The organism is Mucilaginibacter sp. UYCu711 (genome assembly GCF_050433825.1).
Classification (GTDB): domain Bacteria; phylum Bacteroidota; class Bacteroidia; order Sphingobacteriales; family Sphingobacteriaceae; genus Mucilaginibacter.
The window spans coordinates 1-25699 of sequence record NZ_JBNPWM010000018.1 but is presented as its reverse complement, the minus strand read 5'-3'; the positions used below and the strand labels follow the sequence as shown (position 1 = coordinate 25699).

General features: G+C 37.5%; 26 protein-coding genes. 22 read left to right on the top strand and 4 right to left on the bottom strand.

Annotated features, from left to right (window positions below; translation table 11 throughout):
- The first annotated feature begins 90 nt into the window (after positions 1 to 90).
- From ABIB50_RS26140 to ABIB50_RS26080, 13 genes are all read left to right on the top strand, one after another.
- Positions 91 to 1059, top strand: coding sequence for a hypothetical protein (locus tag ABIB50_RS26140; RefSeq protein ID WP_429384912.1), 969 nt, complete (start codon positions 91 to 93; stop codon positions 1057 to 1059).
- A 68-nt stretch (positions 1060 to 1127) separates the two neighbouring features.
- On the top strand, positions 1128 to 1706 hold the full coding sequence (locus ABIB50_RS26135; protein ID WP_429384910.1) for a hypothetical protein: 579 nt from the start codon (positions 1128 to 1130) through the stop codon (positions 1704 to 1706).
- Entirely contained in the window at positions 1687 to 3180 is a 1494-nt protein-coding gene (locus ABIB50_RS26130) for a hypothetical protein (protein WP_429384908.1), read from the top strand. The genes ABIB50_RS26135 and ABIB50_RS26130 overlap by 20 nt, the downstream gene beginning before the upstream one ends.
- Before the next feature lie 9 nt (positions 3181 to 3189).
- A complete protein-coding gene (locus tag ABIB50_RS26125; protein WP_429384907.1) occupies positions 3190 to 4731 on the top strand; it encodes a hypothetical protein in 1542 nt (513 codons plus the stop codon).
- Positions 4732 to 4741: 10 nt separating this feature from the next.
- Entirely contained in the window at positions 4742 to 5998 is a 1257-nt protein-coding gene (locus tag ABIB50_RS26120; RefSeq protein ID WP_429384906.1) for a hypothetical protein, read from the top strand.
- A 126-nt stretch (positions 5999 to 6124) separates the two neighbouring features.
- Positions 6125 to 7405: a 6-bladed beta-propeller gene (locus ABIB50_RS26115; RefSeq protein WP_429384903.1), complete on the top strand. Its 1281-nt coding sequence runs from the start codon at positions 6125 to 6127 to the stop codon at positions 7403 to 7405.
- 58 nt (positions 7406 to 7463) lie between these two features.
- Entirely contained in the window at positions 7464 to 10337 is a 2874-nt protein-coding gene (locus ABIB50_RS26110; RefSeq protein WP_429384901.1) for an outer membrane beta-barrel protein, read from the top strand.
- Positions 10338 to 11108: 771 nt separating this feature from the next.
- Positions 11109 to 11303, top strand: coding sequence for a hypothetical protein (locus ABIB50_RS26105; protein ID WP_429384899.1), 195 nt, complete (start codon positions 11109 to 11111; stop codon positions 11301 to 11303).
- 253 nt (positions 11304 to 11556) lie between these two features.
- A complete protein-coding gene (locus ABIB50_RS26100) occupies positions 11557 to 11790 on the top strand; it encodes a hypothetical protein (protein ID WP_429384897.1) in 234 nt (77 codons plus the stop codon).
- A gap of 124 nt (positions 11791 to 11914) precedes the next feature.
- Positions 11915 to 12088 (top strand): hypothetical protein, encoded by a 174-nt coding sequence (locus tag ABIB50_RS26095; RefSeq protein WP_429384895.1) that lies wholly within the window; start codon positions 11915 to 11917, stop codon positions 12086 to 12088.
- Positions 12089 to 12099: 11 nt separating this feature from the next.
- Positions 12100 to 12387, top strand: a complete 288-nt coding sequence (locus tag ABIB50_RS26090) for a hypothetical protein (protein ID WP_429384894.1) — start codon at positions 12100 to 12102, stop codon at positions 12385 to 12387.
- A 533-nt stretch (positions 12388 to 12920) separates the two neighbouring features.
- Entirely contained in the window at positions 12921 to 13883 is a 963-nt protein-coding gene (locus ABIB50_RS26085; protein WP_429384892.1) for an ArdC family protein, read from the top strand.
- A 312-nt stretch (positions 13884 to 14195) separates the two neighbouring features.
- The gene (locus tag ABIB50_RS26080) at positions 14196 to 14426 is read left to right on the top strand and encodes a hypothetical protein (RefSeq protein ID WP_429384890.1); all 231 of its coding nucleotides are present in this window, start codon (positions 14196 to 14198) and stop codon (positions 14424 to 14426) included.
- Between the two features lie 59 nt (positions 14427 to 14485).
- Here the strand turns inward: ABIB50_RS26080 and ABIB50_RS26075 are convergent, their stop codons facing one another.
- Genes ABIB50_RS26075 through ABIB50_RS26060 form a run of 4 tightly spaced genes read right to left on the bottom strand, consistent with a single transcriptional unit; the run spans position 14486 to position 18230 of the window.
- Complete coding sequence (locus ABIB50_RS26075; protein WP_429384888.1) at positions 14486 to 14995, bottom strand: hypothetical protein; 510 nt, start codon at positions 14993 to 14995, stop codon at positions 14486 to 14488.
- Between the two features lie 11 nt (positions 14996 to 15006).
- Positions 15007 to 16506 (bottom strand): hypothetical protein, encoded by a 1500-nt coding sequence (locus ABIB50_RS26070; RefSeq protein ID WP_429384886.1) that lies wholly within the window; start codon positions 16504 to 16506, stop codon positions 15007 to 15009.
- 43 nt (positions 16507 to 16549) lie between these two features.
- Positions 16550 to 17740 carry an O-antigen ligase family protein gene (locus ABIB50_RS26065; RefSeq protein WP_429384975.1) on the bottom strand — a complete coding sequence of 397 codons (1191 nt, stop codon included), beginning with the start codon at positions 17738 to 17740 and terminating at the stop codon, positions 16550 to 16552.
- Between the two features lie 40 nt (positions 17741 to 17780).
- Positions 17781 to 18230 (bottom strand): peptidoglycan DD-metalloendopeptidase family protein, encoded by a 450-nt coding sequence (locus ABIB50_RS26060; protein ID WP_429384884.1) that lies wholly within the window; start codon positions 18228 to 18230, stop codon positions 17781 to 17783.
- Positions 18231 to 18828: 598 nt separating this feature from the next.
- Here ABIB50_RS26060 and ABIB50_RS26055 point away from each other — a divergent pair.
- The 9 genes from ABIB50_RS26055 (at position 18829) to ABIB50_RS26015 (ending at position 24957) form a co-directional block, all read left to right on the top strand.
- Positions 18829 to 19293 (top strand): JAB domain-containing protein, encoded by a 465-nt coding sequence (locus ABIB50_RS26055; RefSeq protein WP_429384882.1) that lies wholly within the window; start codon positions 18829 to 18831, stop codon positions 19291 to 19293.
- 337 nt (positions 19294 to 19630) lie between these two features.
- Positions 19631 to 19813, top strand: a complete 183-nt coding sequence (locus ABIB50_RS26050; protein ID WP_429384880.1) for a hypothetical protein — start codon at positions 19631 to 19633, stop codon at positions 19811 to 19813.
- Positions 19814 to 19846: 33 nt separating this feature from the next.
- Positions 19847 to 20341 carry a PRTRC system protein E gene (locus tag ABIB50_RS26045; protein WP_429384877.1) on the top strand — a complete coding sequence of 165 codons (495 nt, stop codon included), beginning with the start codon at positions 19847 to 19849 and terminating at the stop codon, positions 20339 to 20341.
- A 2-nt stretch (positions 20342 to 20343) separates the two neighbouring features.
- Positions 20344 to 20571 carry a PRTRC system protein C gene (locus ABIB50_RS26040; RefSeq protein ID WP_429384874.1) on the top strand — a complete coding sequence of 76 codons (228 nt, stop codon included), beginning with the start codon at positions 20344 to 20346 and terminating at the stop codon, positions 20569 to 20571.
- 22 nt (positions 20572 to 20593) lie between these two features.
- Complete coding sequence (locus ABIB50_RS26035; protein ID WP_429384872.1) at positions 20594 to 21733, top strand: hypothetical protein; 1140 nt, start codon at positions 20594 to 20596, stop codon at positions 21731 to 21733.
- Positions 21720 to 22433: a hypothetical protein gene (locus ABIB50_RS26030; protein ID WP_429384869.1), complete on the top strand. Its 714-nt coding sequence runs from the start codon at positions 21720 to 21722 to the stop codon at positions 22431 to 22433. Before ABIB50_RS26035 ends, ABIB50_RS26030 begins: the two co-directional genes overlap by 14 nt.
- Complete coding sequence (locus ABIB50_RS26025; protein WP_429384866.1) at positions 22433 to 23185, top strand: PRTRC system ThiF family protein; 753 nt, start codon at positions 22433 to 22435, stop codon at positions 23183 to 23185. Before ABIB50_RS26030 ends, ABIB50_RS26025 begins: the two co-directional genes overlap by 1 nt.
- A gap of 48 nt (positions 23186 to 23233) precedes the next feature.
- Positions 23234 to 23764, top strand: a complete 531-nt coding sequence (locus ABIB50_RS26020; protein WP_429384863.1) for a hypothetical protein — start codon at positions 23234 to 23236, stop codon at positions 23762 to 23764.
- On the top strand, positions 23761 to 24957 hold the full coding sequence (locus ABIB50_RS26015; RefSeq protein ID WP_429384860.1) for a hypothetical protein: 1197 nt from the start codon (positions 23761 to 23763) through the stop codon (positions 24955 to 24957). Before ABIB50_RS26020 ends, ABIB50_RS26015 begins: the two co-directional genes overlap by 4 nt.
- The last annotated feature ends 742 nt before the right edge of the window (positions 24958 to 25699 follow it).

Below are 25699 nucleotides of genomic sequence, written 5' to 3'. Positions count from 1 at the left end.
TCGCCGGGTAACACTTTGTACTATCATGCTGTTTATTTGATAAATGGTTATGATCCTTACTGGTATCATATAATTGGATTGTTAATTCATTTGATAAATGTAGGGCTGGTATATTTATTTATAAAAAAAGTTCTTGAGCTTTTTCACAACAGTTCTGCCTCCGTCATAGCCAGCATTTGTTGTTTGCTGTGGGCTGTTCACCCTTTAAATATAGAAACTGTGATATGGGTATCGGCATCTAAAGTAATGTTATATAGTTTTTTTACTTTGATCGCTTTACTTGCAATTTTGCATTTCGCTTTATCTAAAAGTAAAATTTATTACCTGATAAGTTTAATCAGTTTTACCACAGCCTGTTTCTGTAAAGAACAGGCTTTAATATTACCGATAACTATACTTACCTGTTTTTTGATTTTTTATTACACCCAGTATAAAATATCAATTAAGTATTGGCTCTTCGTCTGCGCCCCCTTTTTCTTGATCGCTTTTGTGTTTGGTATTGTAACTATTGTAGCGCAGCAAACAGCGTATGGCAAAAGTGAACCGGCTTCATTGTATAGCTTTTTTGACAGGTTAATATTTTCTTTTTATTGTCTTTGCTTTTATATTTTTAATACGATCATACCTGCTAATTTACATTATCAGTATGATTACCCTATGAAACCGAATCAGGCGATGCCCGTAATTTATTATACCTTTCCAATCGCATTTTTCCTGATCGTTTCGTTTTGTGTGTATTTTTTTAAAAATCAGGCGTTAAAAGCGCTTTATTTTTTCTGGTTGCTGTTTTTCTTGATAAATATTTTTTTATGCATCCAAATTGTCCCGATGAGAAGGCCAGCAATTATGGCTGACCGCTACATGTATCTGCCTATTTTAGGTTTGATAGTACCAGTTATAATCTTTATTACTGATTTTTTTAAAACTTTAACATTAAAAAAAACCACTGTCTTGAATGCGATTTTATGCGGCATTGGTTTAGTTTACCTGACTTTTTTAATTATAACAAGCAGCCTGATGGCAGCTGACTGGCAACAATATAACTTAATTTTAAAATGAAATATTTCAAATCAATAATGGCCCTTTGCGCCTTAACCATAGTGGCTTCGATAGTAGTTTTATTATTCATGAAGAAAGATAAATCCAAAGTTGCGCCACCGATAAATGAAAATGTTTATGCCAATGCACTGAAGGAAGCTAAGGTTGTGTTGTGGGACAGTTATGTTCCTTTAATAGTTGAAGATGACTATAAACAATTGAACCCCAAAACTCCATTTATTGACACTACAAATAAGACTTTTACGCTTAGCGATATTACGGCTAAGAAATATAAACTGGTTATGAGGTATTCCTTTGTTGACTGTGATCAATGCGTTAATGCAGTATTGAAGCAAATTAAAGAAGCGGCTCAGCAAAATTCAATAAAAGATGCAATAGCTATTACAACTTCCGCTTCAGCCCGCGATTTTTTAATAAGGGCGAGAGAAACACCATGTCCGGTAACATTATATAATATTCCAGATGGAAGTGTTGGGTTACATATGGAAAACAGGAATTTTCCTTTTCTATTCGTTTTGACACCGGAGGGCAGAGCAATAAAAATCTTTATGCCGGCTAAAGAAAATATCGGGCAATTAAAAGAATATCTGACAAAAGCCTTAAGTTTTGTAAATACATCAAATCACAATGCAAAATTTAAATTTTAAAAATATTCTTGATATGTTCAAGCGAAATATAGTCGTTATTATAGCTTTTATTATATTCGGCCTTTCTGCCATATATAATAAAGGCTTTTACCAACCCGATGAACATTATCAAATTGTAGAATTTGCTGAATTAAAGAATGGCAACAATCAACCCTCTGATCTGGCATGGGAATATGGTGCCAAAATCAGACCCGCTATTCAGCCCTTAATTTTCTATCTACTTATAAATGGCCTTCGTTTGTTACAAATCACAGATCATTACACCATAACAATAATTTCGCGGTTGATTGTAAGCTTACTGAGTATAGCGGTAATAACTTTGTTCATCAATGTTACATTACATTTAGTTGACGCGAAGTTTAAAAAATATTACCAGTTTCTCTCCTACTTCCTTTGTTTTATCCCTTTTATAAGCATTCGGTTTTCATCTGAAAATTTTTCGGCATTATCATTTTTGCTTGGCCTTTGTCTGTTATATAAACCGGTAACCAAAAACACTTATTACCTTCTGGGTATCCTATTGGGTCTAAGTTTTTTATTTCGATTCCAAACTGCTTTTATGTCAATTGGCCTCCTCTTATGGCTTATGATCGTATTTAAGCTCGATGTTTACAATTTGGCAAAGATTCTTATGGGCGCATTATTAATTGTGAATATCGGAGCCGTTATTGATTATTGGTATTACGGGGTTTACACGTTTACTTTTGTAAATTATTTCACAGCAAACGTTGTCAACGATATCGCATCAAGTTTTGGAGCTTATCCCTGGTATTATTATATACAAATACTTATTACGACATGCTCTTTTCCAATAGCATTTGTTCTTATTAGTTCAATAATCATCCAATTGCTTTTTAACTTCAAAAATATTTTAGTATGGATCCTTGTGCCTTTTCTTTTCATACATTTTGTTACTCCACATAAAGAAGTGAGATTTTTGTTTCCTATCGGAAACCTGTTACCACTTCTAATAATTTCCAGCATACAGCTATTATATAATCGCAATCTAATTAACAGTTACATCCTAAATTGCCTCGCTGTTGTATTTATGGTTGTAAATACCATTGGGCTATTAATAAATGTTTTCTCTCCGGCAGATGAGGAAGGCAGAATGAATATAACTCAATTCATTCACCAAAAATATAACAGTAAAAATATTTTACTTTATTATATCAATGAGGTAAATCCATACAAGCCAATAACGCCTAATCAACGATTTTACTTAGATAAGAATGTCACGCAAAAAGAATTGGCATCAGAGATATCAATTATCCAACCCAAAAGGTTTAATACCACCCTTTTAGTTATACAAAAAAAATCTATAAAGCATAATATAAATTTATTGTCGCGAATAAGCTTAAAACCTTTAACATCGGGCGTCCCCGAATGGATACAGCGCTTAAAACATGCCGTTAATTTTCGAGATAATGATAACTCGCTGGAACTTTACGAAATAGACTACAGACAACAGTAATACCTCAGTATGAAATGGGTTAATTTAACAAAACCGAACCCACCGGTTATTTTTCTAATCAGCCTGTATCTGGTTTATTTTATTTTCTGGTGGCTTTACAAATTAGCAATTATGCCAGGATTACATGGTGATGAAGCATGGGCGGGTTTAAAAGCGATAGATTTTAAGAAAAATCACATTCATCAACTTTCAGGGATGAACCATTACACCGGCATTCTTCAACCTTATTTTTCTTCGATAGCGTTCTCATGGTTTGGGAAAGGTGTATTTCAATTAAGAATAATTGGACCCGTTTTTAATTTTATCGGGCTACTCATTTTATTTTTTATTTTTAAACCGGCGCAATACCTAAGGGTAACTTTGATTTTGTTTTCAATCATTGCGCAATCTGTTTTTCTTCTTATTACACCCAGAATAGCTTGGGAGGTTAACTCCTTTACCCTTTTTTTTATCTCCTTGTTGCTATTTGCTGTTCGTATCATTCAAACAAACAAAAATTCCTTCATTCAGCGTCTCGGATATGCTCTTTTTCTTATCGTCAATATTTTGGGTACATATAACCACGTAATCTTTTCATGTGTTTCAATAGCTGGGTTATTAGGACTATTGTTTTGGAGTTTACACAACAAGTCGCTTGAATATAAAAATCTTATTATACTGTGTTCGATAAACGCCTTGAACTTACTACTCCTTTTTTATGGAATGCAAGCTGAAATAAACAAACTGGTTCCAGTACTTGGTTATGTAATCCTGATAATTTTCTTTTTAATTATTTTTGAGTTATATCTATTGTATCGTTTAACAGAAATTAAAGTAAATAATTTCCAGATTACAATATCTCCTTTCATTTTCACTTTATTGTCTATCATTTTTATTAATTGCTTTGCTTATTTCCATGGTGTCGCCTTCTTTCAACTTGTTACTAATAATAAAGTACTATTACATTTTTTCTCTTACGATACTAATTTTGTTCAAAGTGTTCTGTACATAATTTGTGGCTGCACATATCTTTTATTTTTAATTAAATTCCTTATCCAGGACATCCTTAATCCAGCAAAGGCAATTTTTGCTTGGGTTATTATTTCATATTTTGGGCTATTTAGTTTGTATACAACAAACTGTTCGTTTAGATATTATTTATCCATCTTAATTATAAGCAGCGTATATATCGCGCTAAAATTTAATCAGCACCCTAAAGGCATATATATCTTTTATATAATTATGACATTAACAACTCTATCCATTAATAAAAACCTGTTCGACATCTTTATCAATGAACATAGAATAGTTAAACCTGTCTATTTTAATATGGGCAATGGGGTGATGGAAACATCAGCCCATTTTCTGCCTAACAAACCAGTAATTGATTTTCTAAAACGTAATAAGACACAAGTAATCACCTATGGCTCAAACCGATATTTCTTAGAACAGCCAATTAAATTTTATTATTCTATAAAACCATGGGTTAAGACAGCAAACAAGGCAGCAACAATTGACTATGACTTCGAAAGTTTTGGTAATGGCTATCAACTATTTAATACTTCATATTAACAGAATGATTATGCGATCAAAAAAGATTTTGTTAGCGGCTTGCGGACATTTAGTTTTAGCCGTTACATTTTATTTAATTTTATACCGATTAGGTATAATAACTTCATTTCCAGATGAGCGGAATGTTTTGAAATGGGACGCTGAGTGGTTTAATTCAATTCGATTGAATGGGTATGAATTTAGAATGAATGCGATATGTAATCTTGCTTTTTTTCCCTTGTTTCCCTATTTCTGGAAATGGACATTCTTAAATGGAGTAGGTATTAGCATTGTTAATTATTCCATTTTTATACTGTCATTAGCCTATTTATTAAAGGATGAAGTTATTTCTTATATTTTTCTTCTTTTTATTTTTTCAACTGCTTCATTTATCTTTTTCGCGTTACCTTATACAGAATCAATGTTCTTTCTGTTTGCGACTTTGATTCTTCGTGGCTACAAAACAAACTCCAGGATTATGATGATTACTGGTTTCTTTCTGGCATCGCTGGTACGCTCGGTTGCTTTAATATTTATTCCGGCAATAATTATCTGTGCATTTTTTTCCTCTAAACTACTATTGAGCAGGGAACTAGGTAAAACTGCATTTTATAACATTCTTGCTTGCTTGACAGGATTGTTTATTTCTGCGTATATCCAATACCATCAAACCCATAAATGGCTATATTTTTTAAAGGTTCAAAAAATTTGGGGACGTGAGTGGCTTTTACCTGGTTTCCCATTAACTTCCACTTATCCAGCACGTACAATGGGCATTGATGGTACAGCGTTCATAATTGGTATACTCGCCATTTATTTTTGCTTTAAATATGTTTTTGTTTTTATTAAAAAAACTTTTAAAAGCTCAAATATTGTTTTTGAAATGGATATTATGGTTTTATTCTCAATAATTTGTTTGGCAGGAATTACCATCTTAGATACATGTTTCACTTTTAAAATAAACTCTTCTTCCAATATTTGGAGCATAAACCGGCACATTTTCTGTACTCCATTTTATATTACATTTTTATTGTGGCTTTACAAAAGCTACAAACCGGTAAAATCAGAGCAGAGTTTTATTCTTTTGGTTATTTTAGCTGGAATATATTGCACAGGGCTTTACATCTATCCCAATTTGATTTTATCTTACTTTATTTTCTTTCTCTCCCTTTGCATATTCAAATATTGGCCAAGTTATCGTCTCTACCTGATACCAGTTTATATGTTCGGCGTAGTCATACAAATACTATTCTATCAGGATTTTTTAAGAGACTTATGGGTCGGTTAATTAGGTTCGTCTTGATCGAGACTAAGTCAAAACAATGTTAATATTAAAATTATCCTCCTAGGATTGTTTCGATTTAAAATTATTTGTTTATATTGAAACAGCAAACCACCTATATACCAATCACCTATGCGCCTACCAATTATAGTTAAAAACCTAATTATATCATTTTGCCTGCTTATTGTTTCAGGCACCGCTGTTTTAGCCCAAAAAATTATTAAAGTCGATTCTAGCCATGTGATGACCTTACGGGTCGATCCGTCAAATGCGGTGGGCGGTGTTGCTTCTGATTTTTTTAGCGAGGTAAATTATATCCCTTTAGAAACCACGAAAGAAAGCCTTTTTGGCAGTATATCCAAGCTGGAAATCACCGACGATTACTATATCATACTGGACCAAAATACACATTGCATTCTTTTTTTTACTAAGACGGGTAAATTTCATACCAAAATTAAAAGTTCAGAAGGATCACCCATATATGATTTCAGTGTTAATAAATGGACCAAACAGATAATTTATACCCGCGATAATTACAAAAATCTAGCTTATTGCGATTACGATGGTAAGATTATTAAAACCACAAAACTAGGCGGAGAAACAGCCAAAGACGAAGTAACCCAATATTCGTTTTACTTTATTGCACCCGATAAAATTGTTGGACAGAATTATCAAAATACTTTAGATAGCACCGATAAGTATTATAAAACATTTTCTAAATCGCTGATCGTATATGCTATGGATAACCATAAGGTATATGCTCAAGGGTTGCCATTTAAAAAATCAACAGGAAAGGTAGAATACGCCTGGACCGGTTTGGGCCCGCTAACCAGTTTTGGGGTAGACACGGCTTATTTCTATTCGAAAATGTGGGACTACAGCATTTACACCATAACGCCTAATGCCATACAATTTACCTACAAGTTTCATTTGCCTATGTTTTCGTCATTACCGAATGATTTTATGACAAATGCACTTTACGCCGACAAAAAATACGAATGGCTGCAAAAAAACAGGGACGTAATTTATGGTCTGGGCAATTTTTTTAGGACCGGTAATAACCTCGTGTTTAAAACATTTTCAGAAAACGGCTATAATAATAAAGAAGATAACCTGATCTATAATCTTAAATCGGGTACGCTTATAGCCTATAAACATATACAGCAGGATGAGCGATCCTATTTTTTGCCGATATACGACCCAACAGGCTATACATTTAACAGTAGTGGCATATTGGCATGTGCCAATGGCTATATATATACCAGCGTATCAGCTGTAGGTCTGTATAAGGGTTATAATGACAATACCGAGCAGAAGGTTAACTATCCGCCGGCATTGGCTGAGTATTTTAAAAAAGGCAGCATAAAAGATAATCCCGCCATTTTGCAGCTTAAACTAAAGGATGATCTATAACGTAACTGAATTTACATCCCTAAAAACTAAACCCAAACCCCATCATAAACCCTCAACCGTGAATATAAAACTAAAGTTGCTTCTTGCTATCTTGGTAGCAAGCATGGTACATGGTACTGTATCGGCACAAACGGCGCAGAGAACATCAGCCCAAACAGCACTAAAAAAAGACACTGTAAATGTAGGCACCATTACCGGGCTGGTTAGGGATAGCGTGCATAACTATGTTATGCCATCCGCAACGTTAGCTATTTATAAAGTTAAAGATAATGAGCTTGTAAGCTATCAACTGTCAAACGTTTATGGCAAGTATCAATTTAAGCTGATGCCAGTGGGCGTTCCCCTGCGCATAGTTGTAACGCACGTTGGTTATATGTCGGCAAAAACAGAGTTTATCATATCTTCCAAAACCAAAGCGATAGTATTAAAAACGATAAACATGGACCGTATAGATCAGTCACTTAAAGAAGTAGTCATTTCGGCTGCACAGGCACCTATGCAAATGCGCGGCGATACGCTTGAGTTTAATGCCAGCGCTTTTAAGCTAGATACTACAGCCGTGGTTGAGGACCTGCTACGCAAACTTCCGGGCGTAACTATATGGAATGATGGTATGATAACCGTTAACGGTAAAACAATAAGTAAGTTGCTGGTAGATGGGAAAGAATTTTTTGCAAGCGACAATAGAATTGCACTTCAAAATATCCCCAAAAGCTCGGTGCAAAAAGTACAGGTATACCAGAATAAGGAAGACCCGGATCCCATTACCCCGAAAACCGAAATGAATATTGTGCTTAAAAAGAACAAGAAGGACGGTTTTTTCGGCAAGTTTGGTTTGGGTGGCGGCACGCAGGATCATTATGCTGCCGACGGTATGATCACCTACTTTTCGCCAAAAACGCAGGTAGCGGTAGTCGGGGCACATAATAACGTTAACAAATCTGCCTATGATTTGGCTAGCTTAATGAGTTTTAACTCCTTTAAAGGCGAGGGTATAAATAGCGATTACCATAGCGACTTTACAAGGCAGGGGGTAAACATTTTTACAGGGGCTGGCTTTACAGCATCGCATGATTTTAGTAAGGACAGCGATCCGCGCCAGCCTTATGCTAAAACCAATATGCTAAAGGGTGAGTATTTCCTTAATGACGCCAATAACAATACCGTTAGACAAAGTCTGCAAATAATTCAGTTAAATAGCGGCGACCTGAGCCAGCTAAGCAATAGCACCAGTACTAACGACGAGTTTGGCCAGCGCGGCAACGCCTCTTACAATAAAAGCTTTCTGCACAGTTCAATAGGGAGTTCTGTTAGTTTTAACAACCGCAATAATACATCGACGAGTACACAAACTAATAATTCGGTCAATATTGCAACGGGCTTACTGTCATCGTCTAATCTTGAACAAAGAAACTCAACGTCGTCATCAAATAACGTAAGCGGCGAAATAACGTACAGGACATCCAGATACTGGGATAATGGGCACCGTAAAACTAAATTGCTCAACATGGACCTGAGCTATAGGTTTAACCTGTACAAAAGTGACGGAGATAGCAAAGCCATTACCGATTTTAAGGCGGCAGACGCCACCAGGGACAACTATGTTAATCGTCATTATTTAACAGATAGCAAAAACGGTACCCACACATTTAATCTCGCTTTTAGAGATATTACCGGGAGCGCGCTGTACCGCCCGAAGATCTTTAATATCGATGTGCGAAATGCCCTTGTTATAAGCGATGAGAAACAAACTAGCGATGTTGGCGACTTGCCTTTAGGTGGTACTACTTATGCTATAAACACCGGTTTAACTAATACAACCCATTTAAAAACAATTGATGAAAGGCCGGGGTTGAATTTTAGCAGGAGCTTTTATAAAACCCTTGATAACCGTTATAATAAATCTTTTTACTTTACGGTGTTTGCAGAGAACCAGTTCTTTATGCAGCGTAACTCGGCTTTGCAATCGGTCCAGAATATAAGCCGTTCATATTATTATTTCATCCCGTCAAGCAGTATTACTTATTATCATTATCAATATGGCAATAATAGCAAAACGTATAGCTTGAATTATAGCACCACGGTTGATTACCCGGAAATAGATCAATTTGCACCGTTGTATGATAACACAAATTCATATAGTATAAGGGTTGGTAATTTGTCTTTGAAGCCATCGTATAACGAAAAACTGACGTTTAATTATAATTATGAAGACCTGGCAACAAAACACCCTTTTAAAACACGCTTGACCCTGTCAGGAGGTATGGTTAAAAACAGCTTCTCGGATAATACTTTTTATGATGATTTAGGACGGTATGTACGTTCAACAATTAACCTGGGCGACAGGAAATATCTTAATTTCAGTAGCTCTATTGATAAGACTTTTAAATTGAAGGATCACCAGTTTGCATTTACAACCAGCCCGGGCACAAGTTACAATCGATATCTTCTTAATTTGAACGGGGAAACTCATGAAACCAAAACGCAAACGCTAAACATGTCGGCAGTACTGGTCTATAGTTATAAATCGATCTGTTCTGCCGGGTTTGGCGAGTATTTTGAAGGCAATAAAACCGAACAGTTAGGCTTAAACAGGTCTACCTATTACAAGTGGACAACCAACTTCGACCTGGCATTTGCCTTTCCGCGCAGCATATTCTTTAACACCCGCGTAAACTTTAACAACACCAAATCATCAGTGCAGGCAAATAATGTTTATTTTACCATCTGGAATGCTGATATGGGTTATCGTTTCTTGAAAGGTGCCGAAGCTGAAATAAAATTGTCAGCTTTAGATATCCTGCATCAAAACAGGTCTATCTATAACTCTGTCTATAACAATACAATTACTACCACTACGGCCAATGTATTGCGGCAATATTTTATGATTACGCTGGCTTATTACCCGCGTAAGTTTGGTTTGAAAAAATAGTGTGTCTTTAGAACATCGCTGAGGACGGTCTTAATGACAACCCTTACAAATTAGTTTTGATCAGATAAAATCTTGAAAAAACATATCAACCTCCGAATATGTTCGCCTTATAACGGTGGCTTATTTGCCCCTTTGGCTGCATACTTTTTTCTCCCCTCATTTATTGAGGTCTAGCAGAGCTAATTGCCTGTTAAATGATGGACTTGTTTGAACTTTATTTTTGGCCGGGTCATTTAATACCCTTGGCTAAAACACCCTGCGCTATAGTCTATAATTTTAACCCTAAAGGAAATCCAATCTTTTGTCAAAAAACAGTGGTGGTTACGTCACCCTTGCCCCCGCGCAGATCCCACTAAAAAGGATGGCCGGTTGGAATTTAATTTTTTTAGATCCGGCCAGGGTTATTTATAGCCATTCCTAAAATAACTTTTCCGCTAAAAATTGGTTGCCCGAAGATGAGCGGAAAAATTGGGAAGCCGGGAAGAACAAACAAAATAGTTCAACCCCTGCCGACAACGGCCGGGTGCTGTTAATGGCTTCATAACGCAATTATTAATTTATAAAAAAAGGATAACATCATAAAAGAATACAGGATCACTATTAAAAATATGTTTTTTGAAAAAAAGTGTACAGGCGATTTTACGGCAGCAAGCGCAGATCGGGCGAAAGCACATGCAATAGATTTTTACGCGTCCGCGCTCAATACCTTTACAGATGAAATTGAAATTTTAAACGTGGAGGTCATTAATAGTAACTTAACAACTTAACATTATGAAAACTTTTCAATTTGGAAACTACGCAGCACTGGCAACAATTAAAGAAGATAACAAAGTTTACGTTGAATACGAGTACGTAAAAGACGGAAACAAGATTGAAACATATTCACCTAATACAGATATGGACATTGTATTAGGAATGGTCCGTAATTGGTGTATTGAGAACGGTTTAATCTTATGGAGTTACTAACGCCCCCCTAAAAAATTTGCGCCCGAAAGGACGCATCTTATTTTCCCTCCCCCTCTGTTTCCAATTCGTCCCAAACTTATTTCCCCCATCGAAAAGGTAGGCCGCTTTTAAATTGAATTTTTTGGTGCGGCCTGGCTTTGTTAAGACAATTTAAATTGCCGATGAAATAATGGGAAAAAGGGGGATGATAAACGGGCGAAACAATAAATAAGACTTGCAAAAACGTTAGTATATACGTATATTTATATTATAAGTGAAAGCAAAAAACACACATATTTTATACATAATGGCTATAAAAATAGAACCAGTTTATATGACTGTAGCAGTATCAGGCAAAGCCTGGGACAAAACAGAACAGATTTTTTTGGGAGTAATACCCTGGGATAAGGCTGTAACAATAGCAAAGCAACAATCCAATAAAGTGAGGCTCTGCACAAGTCCCGGATACAGTAATCAAGGACACTATTTTCAACCTGAAAAAATTTAATCTCCCACATCATGCCACTTACAACAATATTAAACTATCAGCGATTAATGGCTTAAAGCCTACAGTTTACTGTACCATCACCAATTCATTAGGCCAGTCTTTTGACCTTGTCGAACATCCAACAATGGGCGATGAATACCCGGTGATCATTTTATATCACGAAGAAAAACTGGCTGTTGACAGTGATTTTTTTGATACCGCTGATATGGAGAGCGGAGGCGATTATGTACCGGTTTATTTATACGGAGAAATGCACTTAGCTTTTGAAATTGACCCGACAGACTTACAGCCGGAATAAAAATACCTATAATGAAAACACTCAAATTAAAGCCCGAGCATGAAACTTCGGTGATTGGTCAAATACTTAGCCTTAAATCACAGTTAGACTATCATAAGAATAATATAGCCCCTTTTTTCCATGAAATGGAAAAGTGGGAGCAAAAAGAATATAGTGCTGTTAATGCCGATAATGAGGTAGAATTAGAGCGATTGAAACAACATATAATTGCGAACACACCCACATTCAACCAGTTTTTGCAGCAGTATCAATCGGGACTTTGCGTTCCAATGTTTGTTAATATTTATATTCTAAACTAAGTAATAGCCAGTGAAAAATTTGCGCCCGAATGGGCGCATCTTTATTTTTTCTCCCCCTCTGTTTCCAATTCGTCCTCACGCTCACTTCCCCAACGAAAAGGTAGGCCGCTTTTAAATTGAATTTTTTTGGTGCGGCCTGGGTTAGTTAAGGCAATTCCTAAAATTAGACAGCATTTTACCCGTTTGAATTTTAAGCTTGCCGGCGTCCTTCCCCCCATCGAGGGGATCAGTCCGCTTTGCCCTTTCAGAGGCCCCCTTTGTCTTTTTGGCCCCCACACATACAAGTAATCAATATATACTACGAAGTTCGCCAGATAGCCCGGAAACGGGGCCCAATGCTCACGTGCCCATACACCTCCAAGGTAGTATAAAAAAAGACCGGACTTTCGCGGCATAAACCGTCAATCGTACCTCACTCCTATTTATTCCACGTTCCGGCATTTTTTGATCTCCACCTTGCCCTTATTCCGTTCTACAGGCGGTAGCAGCAGTATAATTAATTTTTTTTCACCTCACACTTAAAATTTAAAATCATGGCTACTACACAAAAATTAAACAAAAAAACCACTAAAAAATCTGTAAAACCGGCTTTCGTCTTAAAAGACACCTATCAGGAAGTTACCGACGCGGTTATACAGGCGCTCGAAGAAGACACTATCGTTTGGCGCTGCACCTGGAATAGAACCGGGTTCCCGAAAAACATAACTACCAATAAAAATTACCGTGGCTGGAACCTCTTTTGGTTAGACTTCCATACCATGAGAAAAGGTTACGAAACACCGTTTTACCTTACCTATAAACAAGCCGCAGAATTAGGCGGAACTATAAAACGAGGCGAAAGAGGTGTTAAGATCACCTATTGGGCAACTATAGACCTCAAAAATCAAACCGTCGAAATAACCGATAAGGTTACCGGCGAAGTTAAAGAGGGCCACCCTACCAAGTTAGTGCCTAAAGACTACACAGTTTTTAATATCGCGCAGACAGAAGGTATCGAGTTCCCAAAAGTTGAGGCCCTATTCTGCAACGATGCTGAAAAGATCGACGCCTGCGAAAAGGTCATTGAAGGAATGCCATTACGCCCCACAATCGAATATCACGGCGACAGGGCTTATTATCAGCCAGGCACCGACAACGTAGTTGTTCCACGCTTAGAAGCTTTCCAAAGCAACGAAGGCTTTTACAGCACACTATTTCACGAATTGGCACACAGCACAGGGCATAACACCCGGCTTAACCGCAAAGAGTTAACAGACTGTACAAAATTTGGCGACGAAAGCTACTCGAAAGAAGAACTTACCGCTGAATTAACAGCAGCGTTCCTTTGCGCGACAACTGGAATAAAGCAGCAAACACTACCCAATAGCGCCGCCTATATCGCAAGCTGGTTAAAAGCATTAAAGAATGACAAGACGCTGATATTAAAAGCAGCCGCACAGGCTCAAAAGGCCGCGGACTTCATCTTAGCGGATACTCAGGAAGAAGTACACCCATAAAATTAAAGCCCTTAAGGGGCTTTTTTTGCTCTTACTAAAAACATTTGTAGATGATTTTTTACCTGGTAACCCCGCTGCAGCAAGGTTGGCCATGAATTTTTGTAGATTATTAACCAAGCCGGCGCCGCAGATCTTCGGTCTCCGGAAAGGCTTTTTGTAGACGCTTTTCCCATACATACACATATAATATATATATATTCTAATCATAGCACCAAAGTTAACCAGGTAGCCTGGAAATGGGTGGCTAACGAGCACGTGGCAAAACAGCGCCAAGGTGGAGATAGAGCTGCCATAATTAAAACCTTAAAAATTATGTCAATCACAACGAAAACCTATTACCAGGTACCGGAAGTTAACCTTAGCTACTCCACCAATTTTAAAGTTTCGGAACGACCGATAATCAACAGTTCATCAACTGCTAATGATATATTTTTAGCCCATTGGGAAGAATTGACTTTTAGAGTTCATTTATCATTTCGTTTTTGCGCGCAGGCAGCGCCCGAAACAATCCATTACTGTCCATATACTATAAGCCTGTTTTAGTTTATGTACTCAAACACCCCTATAAGGGTGTTTGAAAAGAGATTATAAATTATTTTAACCTAATTTACAGATGAACTCTGAAGTAGTCGCTGGAAAAAAATATTATTAGTATAAGGCATCAAGTTATCATCTATTGTCTTGGCTGGCAATTCGAAAGTTACGCTTAACTTCAATTGCCGATTTAGAGAATCGAGTTCGGTTGTGCTTATTTTTGTGTCCTTTTGAAGATAATACTTGACCGATGTAACTTTCCCTGTATGATCATAATAGAGCACTACGGTCATAAATCGCTCCGGCAGAAGTTCCCTAAGCCTTGAGGCGCTAAATATCTTTGAAAAAGAATTGAAAATCTCGTTAGGGTCTTTATAATGAACTCCATCTGCTGATTTGAACTTAGTATATCTCGGTTGAGCATTGACGTCGTTTACAACTACCATCGATTTATTCATACTTTCCACCTTGTATGTTGAGGAGTTAACCTTCAACGTTCCTTCTTTTATTTTGTTTTGTCCGCAGGCAGCGCCTGAAACAACCACTAAAACACCTCCAAAAATTAATTTTAATTTCATATCAATAATTATTAATGTGCACAACCTGAACTGTTAATTAACGAAAACATCGCCGATGGCTCTAGTGAATTCGCCACCCTGTTACCATATCCCGTACCTGCGTTTATAAAATCGGTTACGAACGAGAAGTACCTTGTCAACTGGTCTGCTGTAAAACTAGCAGGATATTTTGTAAAAGAACTTGAGATGTCGGAAAGCCACGTAAAATATTCCGTGCTATTTAAAGCTAATGAACTTCCGTCATTAGTAATTAATCCTTGTAAGTCCCTCATGACCTTTGCTTCAAACTCAATGTTTGCAGAACCAGCGTGTGTTCCTAAATATTGAGTCGTCCCCCCAGGATATGTCTTGTTTTGATAGGCATGAAACATCTCCTCTTGTACGCCAGAAATATCGGGTGTGCTCGGGTTTTTAATCTTTATAGAGTCAGTAGGCGGAGAATAAGCTGCATTCTGAGTCAAACTTGAATTTACATCCCAGTAGAAGGTTTGGCTATGTGCATCCATGTAGTTATAAATCGCAGCGCCAATGCATCTGTTATTCAATGTGGTCAACAACGCTTCAATCTGCGCTTTCTGCGCAGCAGTTAGCCCAGTGGGATATTTCATTATTTTACTCAATTTTGGCGTAGGGTCTTGTTCACCCTGTCCAGGGGCACACCTGGGATTGCCTAAGTTTACTGGGTCACTGCAATCAATGTCACTCCCGTCATCGTAACAATACTCGCCCGTGCCAACATATTCCCTGTAAGGTTCACCACATTTATATGGATACGGACTATCCCCTTCGTAAAAACAATCCACAAACCATTCGTAAATTTCTACCGTTTCGCAGACTACCGAATTAACTTGAACCGCCGCTTTAGGACGGTCGGTTTTTATGTAGTTGTACCGCTTGACAACCTGGCCCCCGCTTATTTTCAGAACGAACAAGATTGTACCGTCCCACTTTTTATGAAACACGTAACCGTCGAAGTCACTGTCCAATTTATTTATTTTATTCTGAGTAATGTCGCCATTGTGCTTTTGTAGATACTTAGCATCGGGGACATAACTTATGATCTTTTGATAGATATTTCCAGCCTTGTTCTTGTAAATCACAAGCCTATCAACTGTCCCTTTTATTACATCCCCAGAAGGGTCTTCTGAAGTCTTAACGCCGTTGACTGTTATTGTGAGGGTTGTAGTGACTTTTTGTGTATACTTCAAAGGGATTTCGACAAAATCGTAATCGCCTTCTTTGCCTGAAACAGCCTTTTGCCAAAACAATGTTTTCATGTTGGCTTTCTTCGAAAGGGGGTCAGATAGGGTCTTTTTAGAGGAAAGGGAAACGGCTGTATTTCCTTGCTCAGGTTGAAGGGCGTTATTATAGTATTCTTGCGCCCAACTGATGTCGGGCGGCAAAATTATTGCATCGGTAGAGCCATGCAGCGATTTTTTACAAGAAATACCAATGACTAAAAGCAAAAGTGCGCAACAAAATGTTGCCTCGAGGAAGGTGTTTCTTTTCATGCGATTGGTTTATGTAGTTATCGTAAATGTATGGAAAAAATTATTATCCTAAAAGAATTAATTTTCTTTTAACATTATTTTTGATGAATTCTACGTGTGAAGAAGGGACCTTTTCCGGCATTGTGAGGATTACTTTAGCCACTGCCTTTGCTTTCGTGATTTGAGCGGTGTTCAAGTAAAACTCGAACAGTCGATACCTGGTCGTAAAGCGATTTGGTACAAGGTCCACGGCTCGTAGGTATGAACATTCTGCCTCTTGTAAATGGTTGAGAAGTAAGTATTTGTCACCCAGTTTCATATATAAGGTATTGCTCGTCCACTTGGTTAACGTGTACCTTAATAAGGTAACAGTTCGATTTTGGTCTTCGTCAGGCTCGCTCAAATCGCAGTAAAACAGCAGAAATTCTAAATCGTGTTTTAAGGAAGGGTACACGCCGTGACAGATTTTGCGAGCGTCATTAATAAAGCCAAACTTTGCAAGTTCTCTAGCCTGATCAAGCCTTCTGTAGTCAGAAAGTTTGGTGAGATAAGTTAGATTTCTCATCACTAAAAAGGCTACGAAAATTAATGTCGTAATTAGCAGTTGATGTCTTAACTTTTTTGTGAGGCTAAATGCGATAATGTAGGAGATTACCAGCGTTAAAACCACCTGAATAACCATCCGTTCCATTACGTGCGTAAAAAGTGCGGCTGTCGCTATTGCGACAACTTGCGAGATGCATAATTTAACAGGAGTCAATTCAGGACAGCCTTTCTTAGAAGTTGAAGCGTGAAGCTTAAATATCGCGTAAAAAAAACATACAATACCCGCAACACCAAGAAACAATCCATGTTCTATGATTAACTGCCAATAGTCGTTAAATGCGTAGTAGGTATTATCGGCCAACAAAAATTCCTTTACGGAGTATTTGCCCGCATGAAAGTACGCTGCTTGATAAAGGCCGTAACGTGTTTGAAAGCTTCCTGAGCCGATTCCCAGGTATGGATTGGAGCAAAACATATTCCACGAAACCTTGTAGATAAGGATTCGTCCCATAGACGAATCCTTTTTTAGACAGATGGTAAGAAAAGCGGAAACAGCAAATACTACTACAGAAAACGCAGCTTTCCGTTTACAGGTAAAACCGTTTATTTCAGAGCAAGTGAGTAAATATAAGATGCTTATTACATAACCAAGAGTGAAGGCTCGACTTCCGGCGTAAATAGAGCACAATAAACATGCAACATTTACCATGATGTACAGTATGGTCGCTTTCTTTATTTTCATCCCACAATTACTTTGCCTTAACGAGATAGTCGTTAGGATTCAAATAAAACATCTTTTTCCAGCCTTGCGCCGCTGGATGGTCATAATTTTTAAAAATCGGAATCAACGAGAAGATAGAGAAATGAAGGTGATAAGGTTTTGACAGCGCGTTTCCTGAATTTCCAACCGTGCCCATTTCATCCTTTTTCCACAAGAAAGAAAAACGGCTCACTTCGATGGTGTTTAAGTGGGCGAAATAATAAATTCTGCACCCCCCACCAAAAAGATATATAAACCTACCCCCATTGTTGCTCACTCCCTGGGATATCACTAATCCGGCAACCGGACTTAGTACTGGTGTTTTTTGCGGACTGAAAATATCAATGCCCTTATGTACTTTGGAAGTGTCGGTAGGGCAATACCAATAGCTTACAGAAGACCAATTGCTTTGGGATGCTCCTTTTACCGGAATTGCCAACTTAAATGTGTTATCAAAAATGTTAACATAAACTATTAAAATGCAAATGAGAGAAACCGGTATTATAAATAATATAGTCTTAAGAGAAATTTTCGTCCGCATTGATTTAGGTTTTCAAACGCAAGATAAAGCCTTTCGTTGATATGTCAAAATTAAGCACCCCATCGCCAAAAATATATTAGTGAACAAACACCTGATCGACTTTAGTATAACTAACATTGCTATACACAAGATTTACTGTGCGCTCTAAAGTAAACGTGTTAGCATCAATAGACACAAACTGCCCTGCAACATGGCGCCGCAGATCTTCGTTCTCCGGAAACACTTTTTGTAGACGCTATTCCTATACTCACTCATATAATATATATATTCTAATCATAGCACCAAAGTTAACCAGGTAGCCTGGAAATGGGTGCCTAACGCTCTCGTGGCAAAACAGCGCCAAGGTCGTATAAAAAAATGCCTGGACTTTCGCGGCATAAACCGTCATTCGTTCCTCACTTCTATTTATTCCACGTTCCGAGCTTTTTTAATCTCCACCTTGCCCTTATTCCATTCTACTGGTGATAGAGCTGCCATAATTAAAACCTTAAAAATTATGTCAATCACAACGAAAACCTATTACCAGGTACCGGAAGTTAACCTTAGCTACTCCACCAATTTTAAAGTTTCGGAACGACCGATAATCAACAGTTCATCAACAGCTAATGATATATTTTTAGCCCATTGGGATTTAGGTAGTATCGAATTTATTGAAGAATTTAAAATTCTCCTACTTAACAGAGCCAATAGAGTTTTAGGAATTTTTAACGCTTCATCTGGCAGTATGACAAATGCCATTGCAGATCCCCGCGTAATTTTCACAGCCGCACTTAAAGCCGCAGCCCCAGTAATTATTTTAGCCCATAACCATCCTTCGGGTAAGCTCCAGCCAAGCCAGGCCGATATAAACTTAACTAAAAGGTTAACCGAATGCGGTACTTTATTGGGTGTTGAAGTTGTTGACCATTTAATAATTACCAATGAGGGCTATTATTCTTTCGCCGACGAAGGGTTGCTGTAAAGCGCCGTTTGAGTGCCGCGCTACTTTTACCCATCGAGGGTAACGTAGCGCAAAACAATACTCACCCACCTTTATATCAATAATAGTTAAAAAGTTAACCAGGTTGTACCGAAACGGGCCGGCACACAAGGCCAGCTCTCCCAATGAAATATTAAATAGCCCGGACTTCCGAAAGTTAACCGTCAATCGCACCGCTCTCCTACCCATCTCCATAGCCCACGTCTATACTGTTTCAATAATTTAAAAGAGGGGGGAAATAAAACCGCTTATTTAAAAACAAGACTTGTATAAACGTTAGTATAACCGTATATTTATATCATAAGAAAAACAAAAAAATATGGCTTTATTGAATAAATCGACATTAAAAAGCAAAAAAACAGGCGAGGTTTTAAAAGCAATTTATAATAATGAAATCCCTGAAAAAGCTATCAATAGCTTATCAAAAGAAAAGCTTGCCGATTTTATTTTGGAACTTTTTAATAAGGGCGTAATTAATAATTACCTGCAATTAAGAGACTAAACAAAAATTCATTCACTTATAATAAAAACAATTATGGACTTTTTTAGCCAAATGTTACCACTTCTTGACGAAGGTAATTTAACAGTAGCCTTTTCTTCTATCGATAAGGAAACAATTACCGTAATGGTTGTTATGCAACCCGCCATCAAAGACCCAAATGTAAAAGTACTTAAACCTGTTGTCCTAACAGGAAAAGCCCAGGAACTTGACGAGGAATTTTTTAAGAGAATAACCGAACCTGTTATAAGGGCAAATGGCATTATTTCAAATATTGCTGAATTTGAAAAGGCAACAGCAAGACTTGAAAACGAAAACGCGCAGGTAAAAAAGGAAAAGGAAGAGCGCAAGAAAAAACATGATGATTTCGTAAAAAAGGCCGACGAATTGCTTAAAAACGAAACCGATGAAAATATAAATCAAGCTATTTCCTTACTCACTTCTGCTTTGCCCTTTGCTGAAAATAAAGACAAACTTACCGATAGGATTAGCGAGTTAAAAACTAAAGTTTCACAAACAAATTTATTTTAATCATGGCTGTTTTAGTAGAAAATACACGTTCATTTATTTATGTTGCTCATGGGGAAACGGAACCAATCGACCTTGCAGACCCTAACCCCGATTTTAGTGTTGAAGAAGTTTTAAACTTTTATACAACGGCATACCCCACCCTTACAACAGCTACTATCATGCCCCCTAAAATTTCTGCTGACGGTGGTATTAGTTACACGTTTAGCAGCACAGTAGGCACCAAAGGTTAATTATGGCTAATCAAAAAAAGAAATGCAAACAGCAACTACAAGAAAAAACGGCAAGGTTACATCACGCCATAGGCCGTATTTCGGAAAGGGAGGCGAACCGCAACAGTTCAAAACTGGATGCTTCCCGAGCCTTCCAAAAAAGACAAATACTGCCACATTCTCAAATCGATTTCTTGCCGTAAAGTTTAAGCCTCTTAACTCATTACGAGTTAAGAGCAAGCTTGGTATTTCCTCATCAAAGGGGGGTAAGGGTCTTTTTAAAGGGTTATTAAACGAGTGCTTGCCCTTTATTGGCAAAGTTCCGAATGTGCCAATAACTAAGCTTGCCGAACTGTTAAATAAAACGCTGACGGAAGTTTCTAAAGAAATCGGCTGCGATTTCACTATCGAAAAAAACGGCTACGAAGAAGACGATACCTATACTATCGTATTTTATCGTGCTTGTAAGGTTGAATATGATATGTGCGCCCCACGTTTAGCGTTTTTAACCAAACTTGAAAAGGAAAATGTTGAATGGTACAGAGCTGCGCTGGATGCTGTTCGCTATATAACACAATGTCTAAGCATCACCCCCGCCCACGAAAGCAGCAGTGTGTTGGATTACATATCAGAGAGGTTGGAGCGCGAGGAAGATTTTGAGGATGGTGAAAAAGAAGAATTAACCGCAATTTTAGAAAGTTACGAGACCGGATATGTAAGCGAGTTGCACAAACTAATTAAACTATCCCCACTACTTGAAATTACAGAACTTTTTAAGCTAATTGAAAGTCTCCCGGAGTATCCTTTCAAACAATCATTATTATCCTGTTTGGCTCTTTGTATTAATCCCAAACAAATCACTCATTATAATTTTTACCCCGAATTTGAGACATACGAAGATTCTTCACCCTTGAAGCTCGAATATTTATATACATGGATTTATGATTTCGATGCAGTAGAAGCCGAAATTGAAATGGAAAATCAATGTATTACAAACGAGTGGGGTTGTTCACAACCCCACACATTCTTTATTCTTAAAGGGCACGTTGGTTTAGCCCGTAATGAAGTGATATCTAAAATCAGGGAAACAGTTATTGAAGATACTTTTCCCGATAAATTAAACTTTTCCCTGTCTACTCTTTGTGATACGATAACTCAATATTTTGATAATGAACTTAATTGAAGAAATAAATCATTGCTACACACCAGTTGGTGCTATGGTAGTATATAAAAAGGAAGCAGCAAGCTATTCCAATAACGAATTTTATATTGAACATCACAAAATAGATGGTGATGGAAATATGCTTTCGGGCGCACCCTTAACAGAGGATGCAGTCAAAGAATTAGGCGATTATTTTTTTCAGCAAAAAACCGAAAATGAAAAAATTACAGGTATAGTTCCCGAAAGTCTCTTACACTTTAAAATGAGAACCAATACCCTGCCTGATATGGTTTGGTACAGACCCGCACAAATGATGGAAATGTTTTTTGTTGATACCTTGAATATACCGAACGGTTCTGCGAATGTCCCCGCTTTAATTTTTAAGGTTGAAAACGGTTCACTATCTGTATTTGCAATTAAAGAGGATAGCCGGCCTAACGAATTAACACCGCTTTTTCTTCCCCCTTTTCATAATTGTTCAAAGACCGGGTCGGTTTGTTTGGGGAGCGCAAGGGTTAAGCACCCAACAATTAAAGCATGGGCAACCCTCATAAATCTTTGGGAAGAACTTTTTTGGAAAAGCAAATTTAGCCATTTAGGTGACGAGACAACCAGTACTAATATAAACCTGTTTTGGAAATCACAGGTTTTACACCCAAACAACCCTTTTGATTTGGATATATTAATCGACAGCAAACTAACTCTAAAACACATTCTATAATGAAAACCCACTACATAGCCGACTATTTTAAAAGCCCAATGCACCCTATACATGTTAGTTTGATTGGCGTAGGTGGTACGGGAAGTCAAGTCTTATCTGCGCTTGCCAAAATGCACCTATCACTACAGGCGTTAAATCATCCGGGTTTACACGTAACCGCCTTTGATGATGATATTGTAACGGATGCAAATATTGCCCGTCAATTATATACACAATCGGATATTGGCCTTAATAAGGCTGTCATAAGTATACAGCGTGTAAATCGTTTTTTTAGCATTGGTTGGGAGGCTGTCCCTCAAAAGTTTGATAATCGAGTTGAACAAATTGGAAACATTATAATTTCATGTGTAGATACTGCAAAAGGACGGCTGGAAATTGAAAGGGTTATTCAGTCAAGCAAAAAGGGTAATGCTACAATTCTGCCCTATTATTGGTTAGACTATGGCAATCTACATAAAACAGGGCAGGTCGTTTTAGGCACGGTTGGAGAAATCAAACAGCCAACCGATGGAACGGCTATCTTACCATCTATTACAGAAATGTTTGATTTAACACTTGTCAATGAAGAAGACCAAGGGCCTTCATGCTCTTTAGTCGAAGCTTTGGAAAAACAAGACCTTTTTATTAATTCAACATTAGCTAATTTAGGGGCAAATCTGCTTTGGAATTTATTCAGGGATGGACAAATTAATTTTCACGGACTGTTTTTGAATTTAAAGAGTTTGAAGGTTAACCCAATTCCGATTAAATAAATTTATCCCGCAGGTGTAAACCTGCGGGTATCTAATTTTAACAGGAAAATGAATAAATCAAATACGACACCTAAGACCTATTTAAAAGCCAGTCCCTATAAGGATGCCCCGCTAAGGTTGTTTTTTGATGATATTGGATTTACCATCGCGCAGGAATTGGCCGTCTTTAAATCCAATACGAAGCTCTATGCCAGGCTTCGTGCTCCCCTAAAGATTTCTTTATCGGAATTTTATAGTATTTGCAAAATATCGGGTGAGCCATCACAAAACGTTATTATTAAACTTTTGTCTTATGTTAAGCCCGGCGAAACGCCTCCCCTCCCATCGCCACCGGTTAGGCTTAAAACAAGACCAAAGCTGATTTATAAAAATTATCCATTAAGCTTATTTTTTGATAAGCTTGGATTATCCACCGCCCATACATTGACGGTGTTTAAAAATTTTCCTACCCTTTACCGCAGGATCACCACTCCCGAAAATTTAACTATTGATGAATTTATAAAAATTGCCGAACTTTCAAATTCAAATCCGGGTCAACTAATGGCCGAATTGTTAACTCAGTTAAACTTTACAAAATGAAACCACAAACTCCAGTTAATGATATTATTGATCCGGACAAACCCTCACTTAACAACGATAAAATGTCCAAAATTGAACAGTCCAAGTTTGTCAATATTGACAAGAACATGGCCGCGAAAAGCCTTACGTTTACCCAATTCGAAGAGGATGAAACACTTTGCCGCGATCTTCTTATTTACATTTGCCATAAGTATCAGGGCAACTTGTTTTCTTTTGGTACGATTGATATTCATGATTTTTGTAAGGTCATGAATTATAAGAGACCTAATTTGGTTGGTATTGTAATCAATCCCTATCAATCCAGGTCAATGAACAGGGTCGAATACGATAAACTCCGTAAAAATAAAGAGCATATTTGGGAAACCAAATTTGAAAACGCTCTATATAAATTGAATAAAATTGAATTTTCTTGGCGCTTTAGCGGACAATCTCCGGATGGAGTAAAATACGTTGAAGAGACAGGTTTTAAGTTTTTAGACACCATTGTCGTGAAAAGCACCAGGGTTGCTAAAACCACTAAAAAACTTTATGGTTTTGCGCCCAATCAGCGTTTTATTGATAACCTGAGCAGCTGGTTTCTGTCAGTTAATCTTTCGGCGTTTACATCTTTAAGAAGTTATGAATCTCTTTATTTATACCTTATTCTTAGAAGGCACATGCAACATAGCGTACCTGGGTTTAAGAATGAGCCTATCGAATTTGATAAACTGTTATCATTAAGCGGCTTTGAAAACAGCCTTGACCGAAACAATAAAATTGGAATTACAAAAGCTTTACAAAAAATTGCGGCGGTCGACCCAACCCTTAATTTCTCTTACAATTGGGTCAAGGGTAAGGGTAGCAGATTTAATTATACTTTAATGTTGGATTTTTCTCCTGAATTAAGGTCTAACGCCCAAAGGTTAGAGGACATTATCTCACGGTTCGACAATAGGCTTTCTTTCGATCTATTAACTCATTTTCGAAGGGTCTTTCCTGAACATGCCAATCCGAATGTCACCATCGAACACGAAAAGGAGGCGTTTTTTAAATGGGTTTGGGATTTAACACAGAATTTTGAAGATAAGTCTGTAATTTATAAGGCCGCAAAGCATTTAGTTTTAGGAGACAAGGCCATAATGAACCCGGGAGAAGAAATAACCTATTTTAAAACAAAAAAGATATCCTCGGCTATACTGTTTAAGGCGAGTTAATATTACCAAGGGCGTTCCCTTTGGTCGTACCCTTACAGAGTCCGCTTCGCTGCCGTCCGCAGAGGAGCGGACAAATTATTCCATAATTTTCATCCAGGCTACTAACGCATTTTTTATAAAAGCCCTCTTAACGGCCCGCTTACGTTATTCAGCATCTACAAAAAGTAGATGCTTTTATATTTTATTTCTCCCGGGCCCGTGCTGATCCGGCCAACCCTTTATTTCTTTTGTAGATGTTTTTGCACCTGGTTGATCAGCTGCAGAATGCCCGGCCACGAACTTTTGTAGACGTTTGTTTGTCCTGGTTTCCCGGTTCGCATAACAACGGGCGTCGAGAATCCGCAGTCGAAACGGAAGCTAAAAAATAGCTTCTTTGCAGTTATTTAATTACCGCTTTCTATATCCTTAAATTTCGTTTATATTTGTTTTTATCTTAGAACAAATTCTTTTGTTCTATTGTGATAAGGTTTAGGTTAAAGCCCCCAAACAGCAAGTGTATTGGGGGCTTTTGTTTTTCCCTTATTAGCTCCCTATACATCCGCGAAACTTTTTTCGCCCCATTACCTATAAATAATAAATTAATGCTGTATATTTTGCATGCGGTTGCCGTTTTTAAATATAAAAGGATCTTTTTGGCGCAGATTAACGCTGTATATTTTGCATGCGGTTGCCGTTTTTAAATATAAAAGGATCTTTTTGGCGCAGATTAACGCTGTATATTTTGCATGCGGTTGCCGTTTTT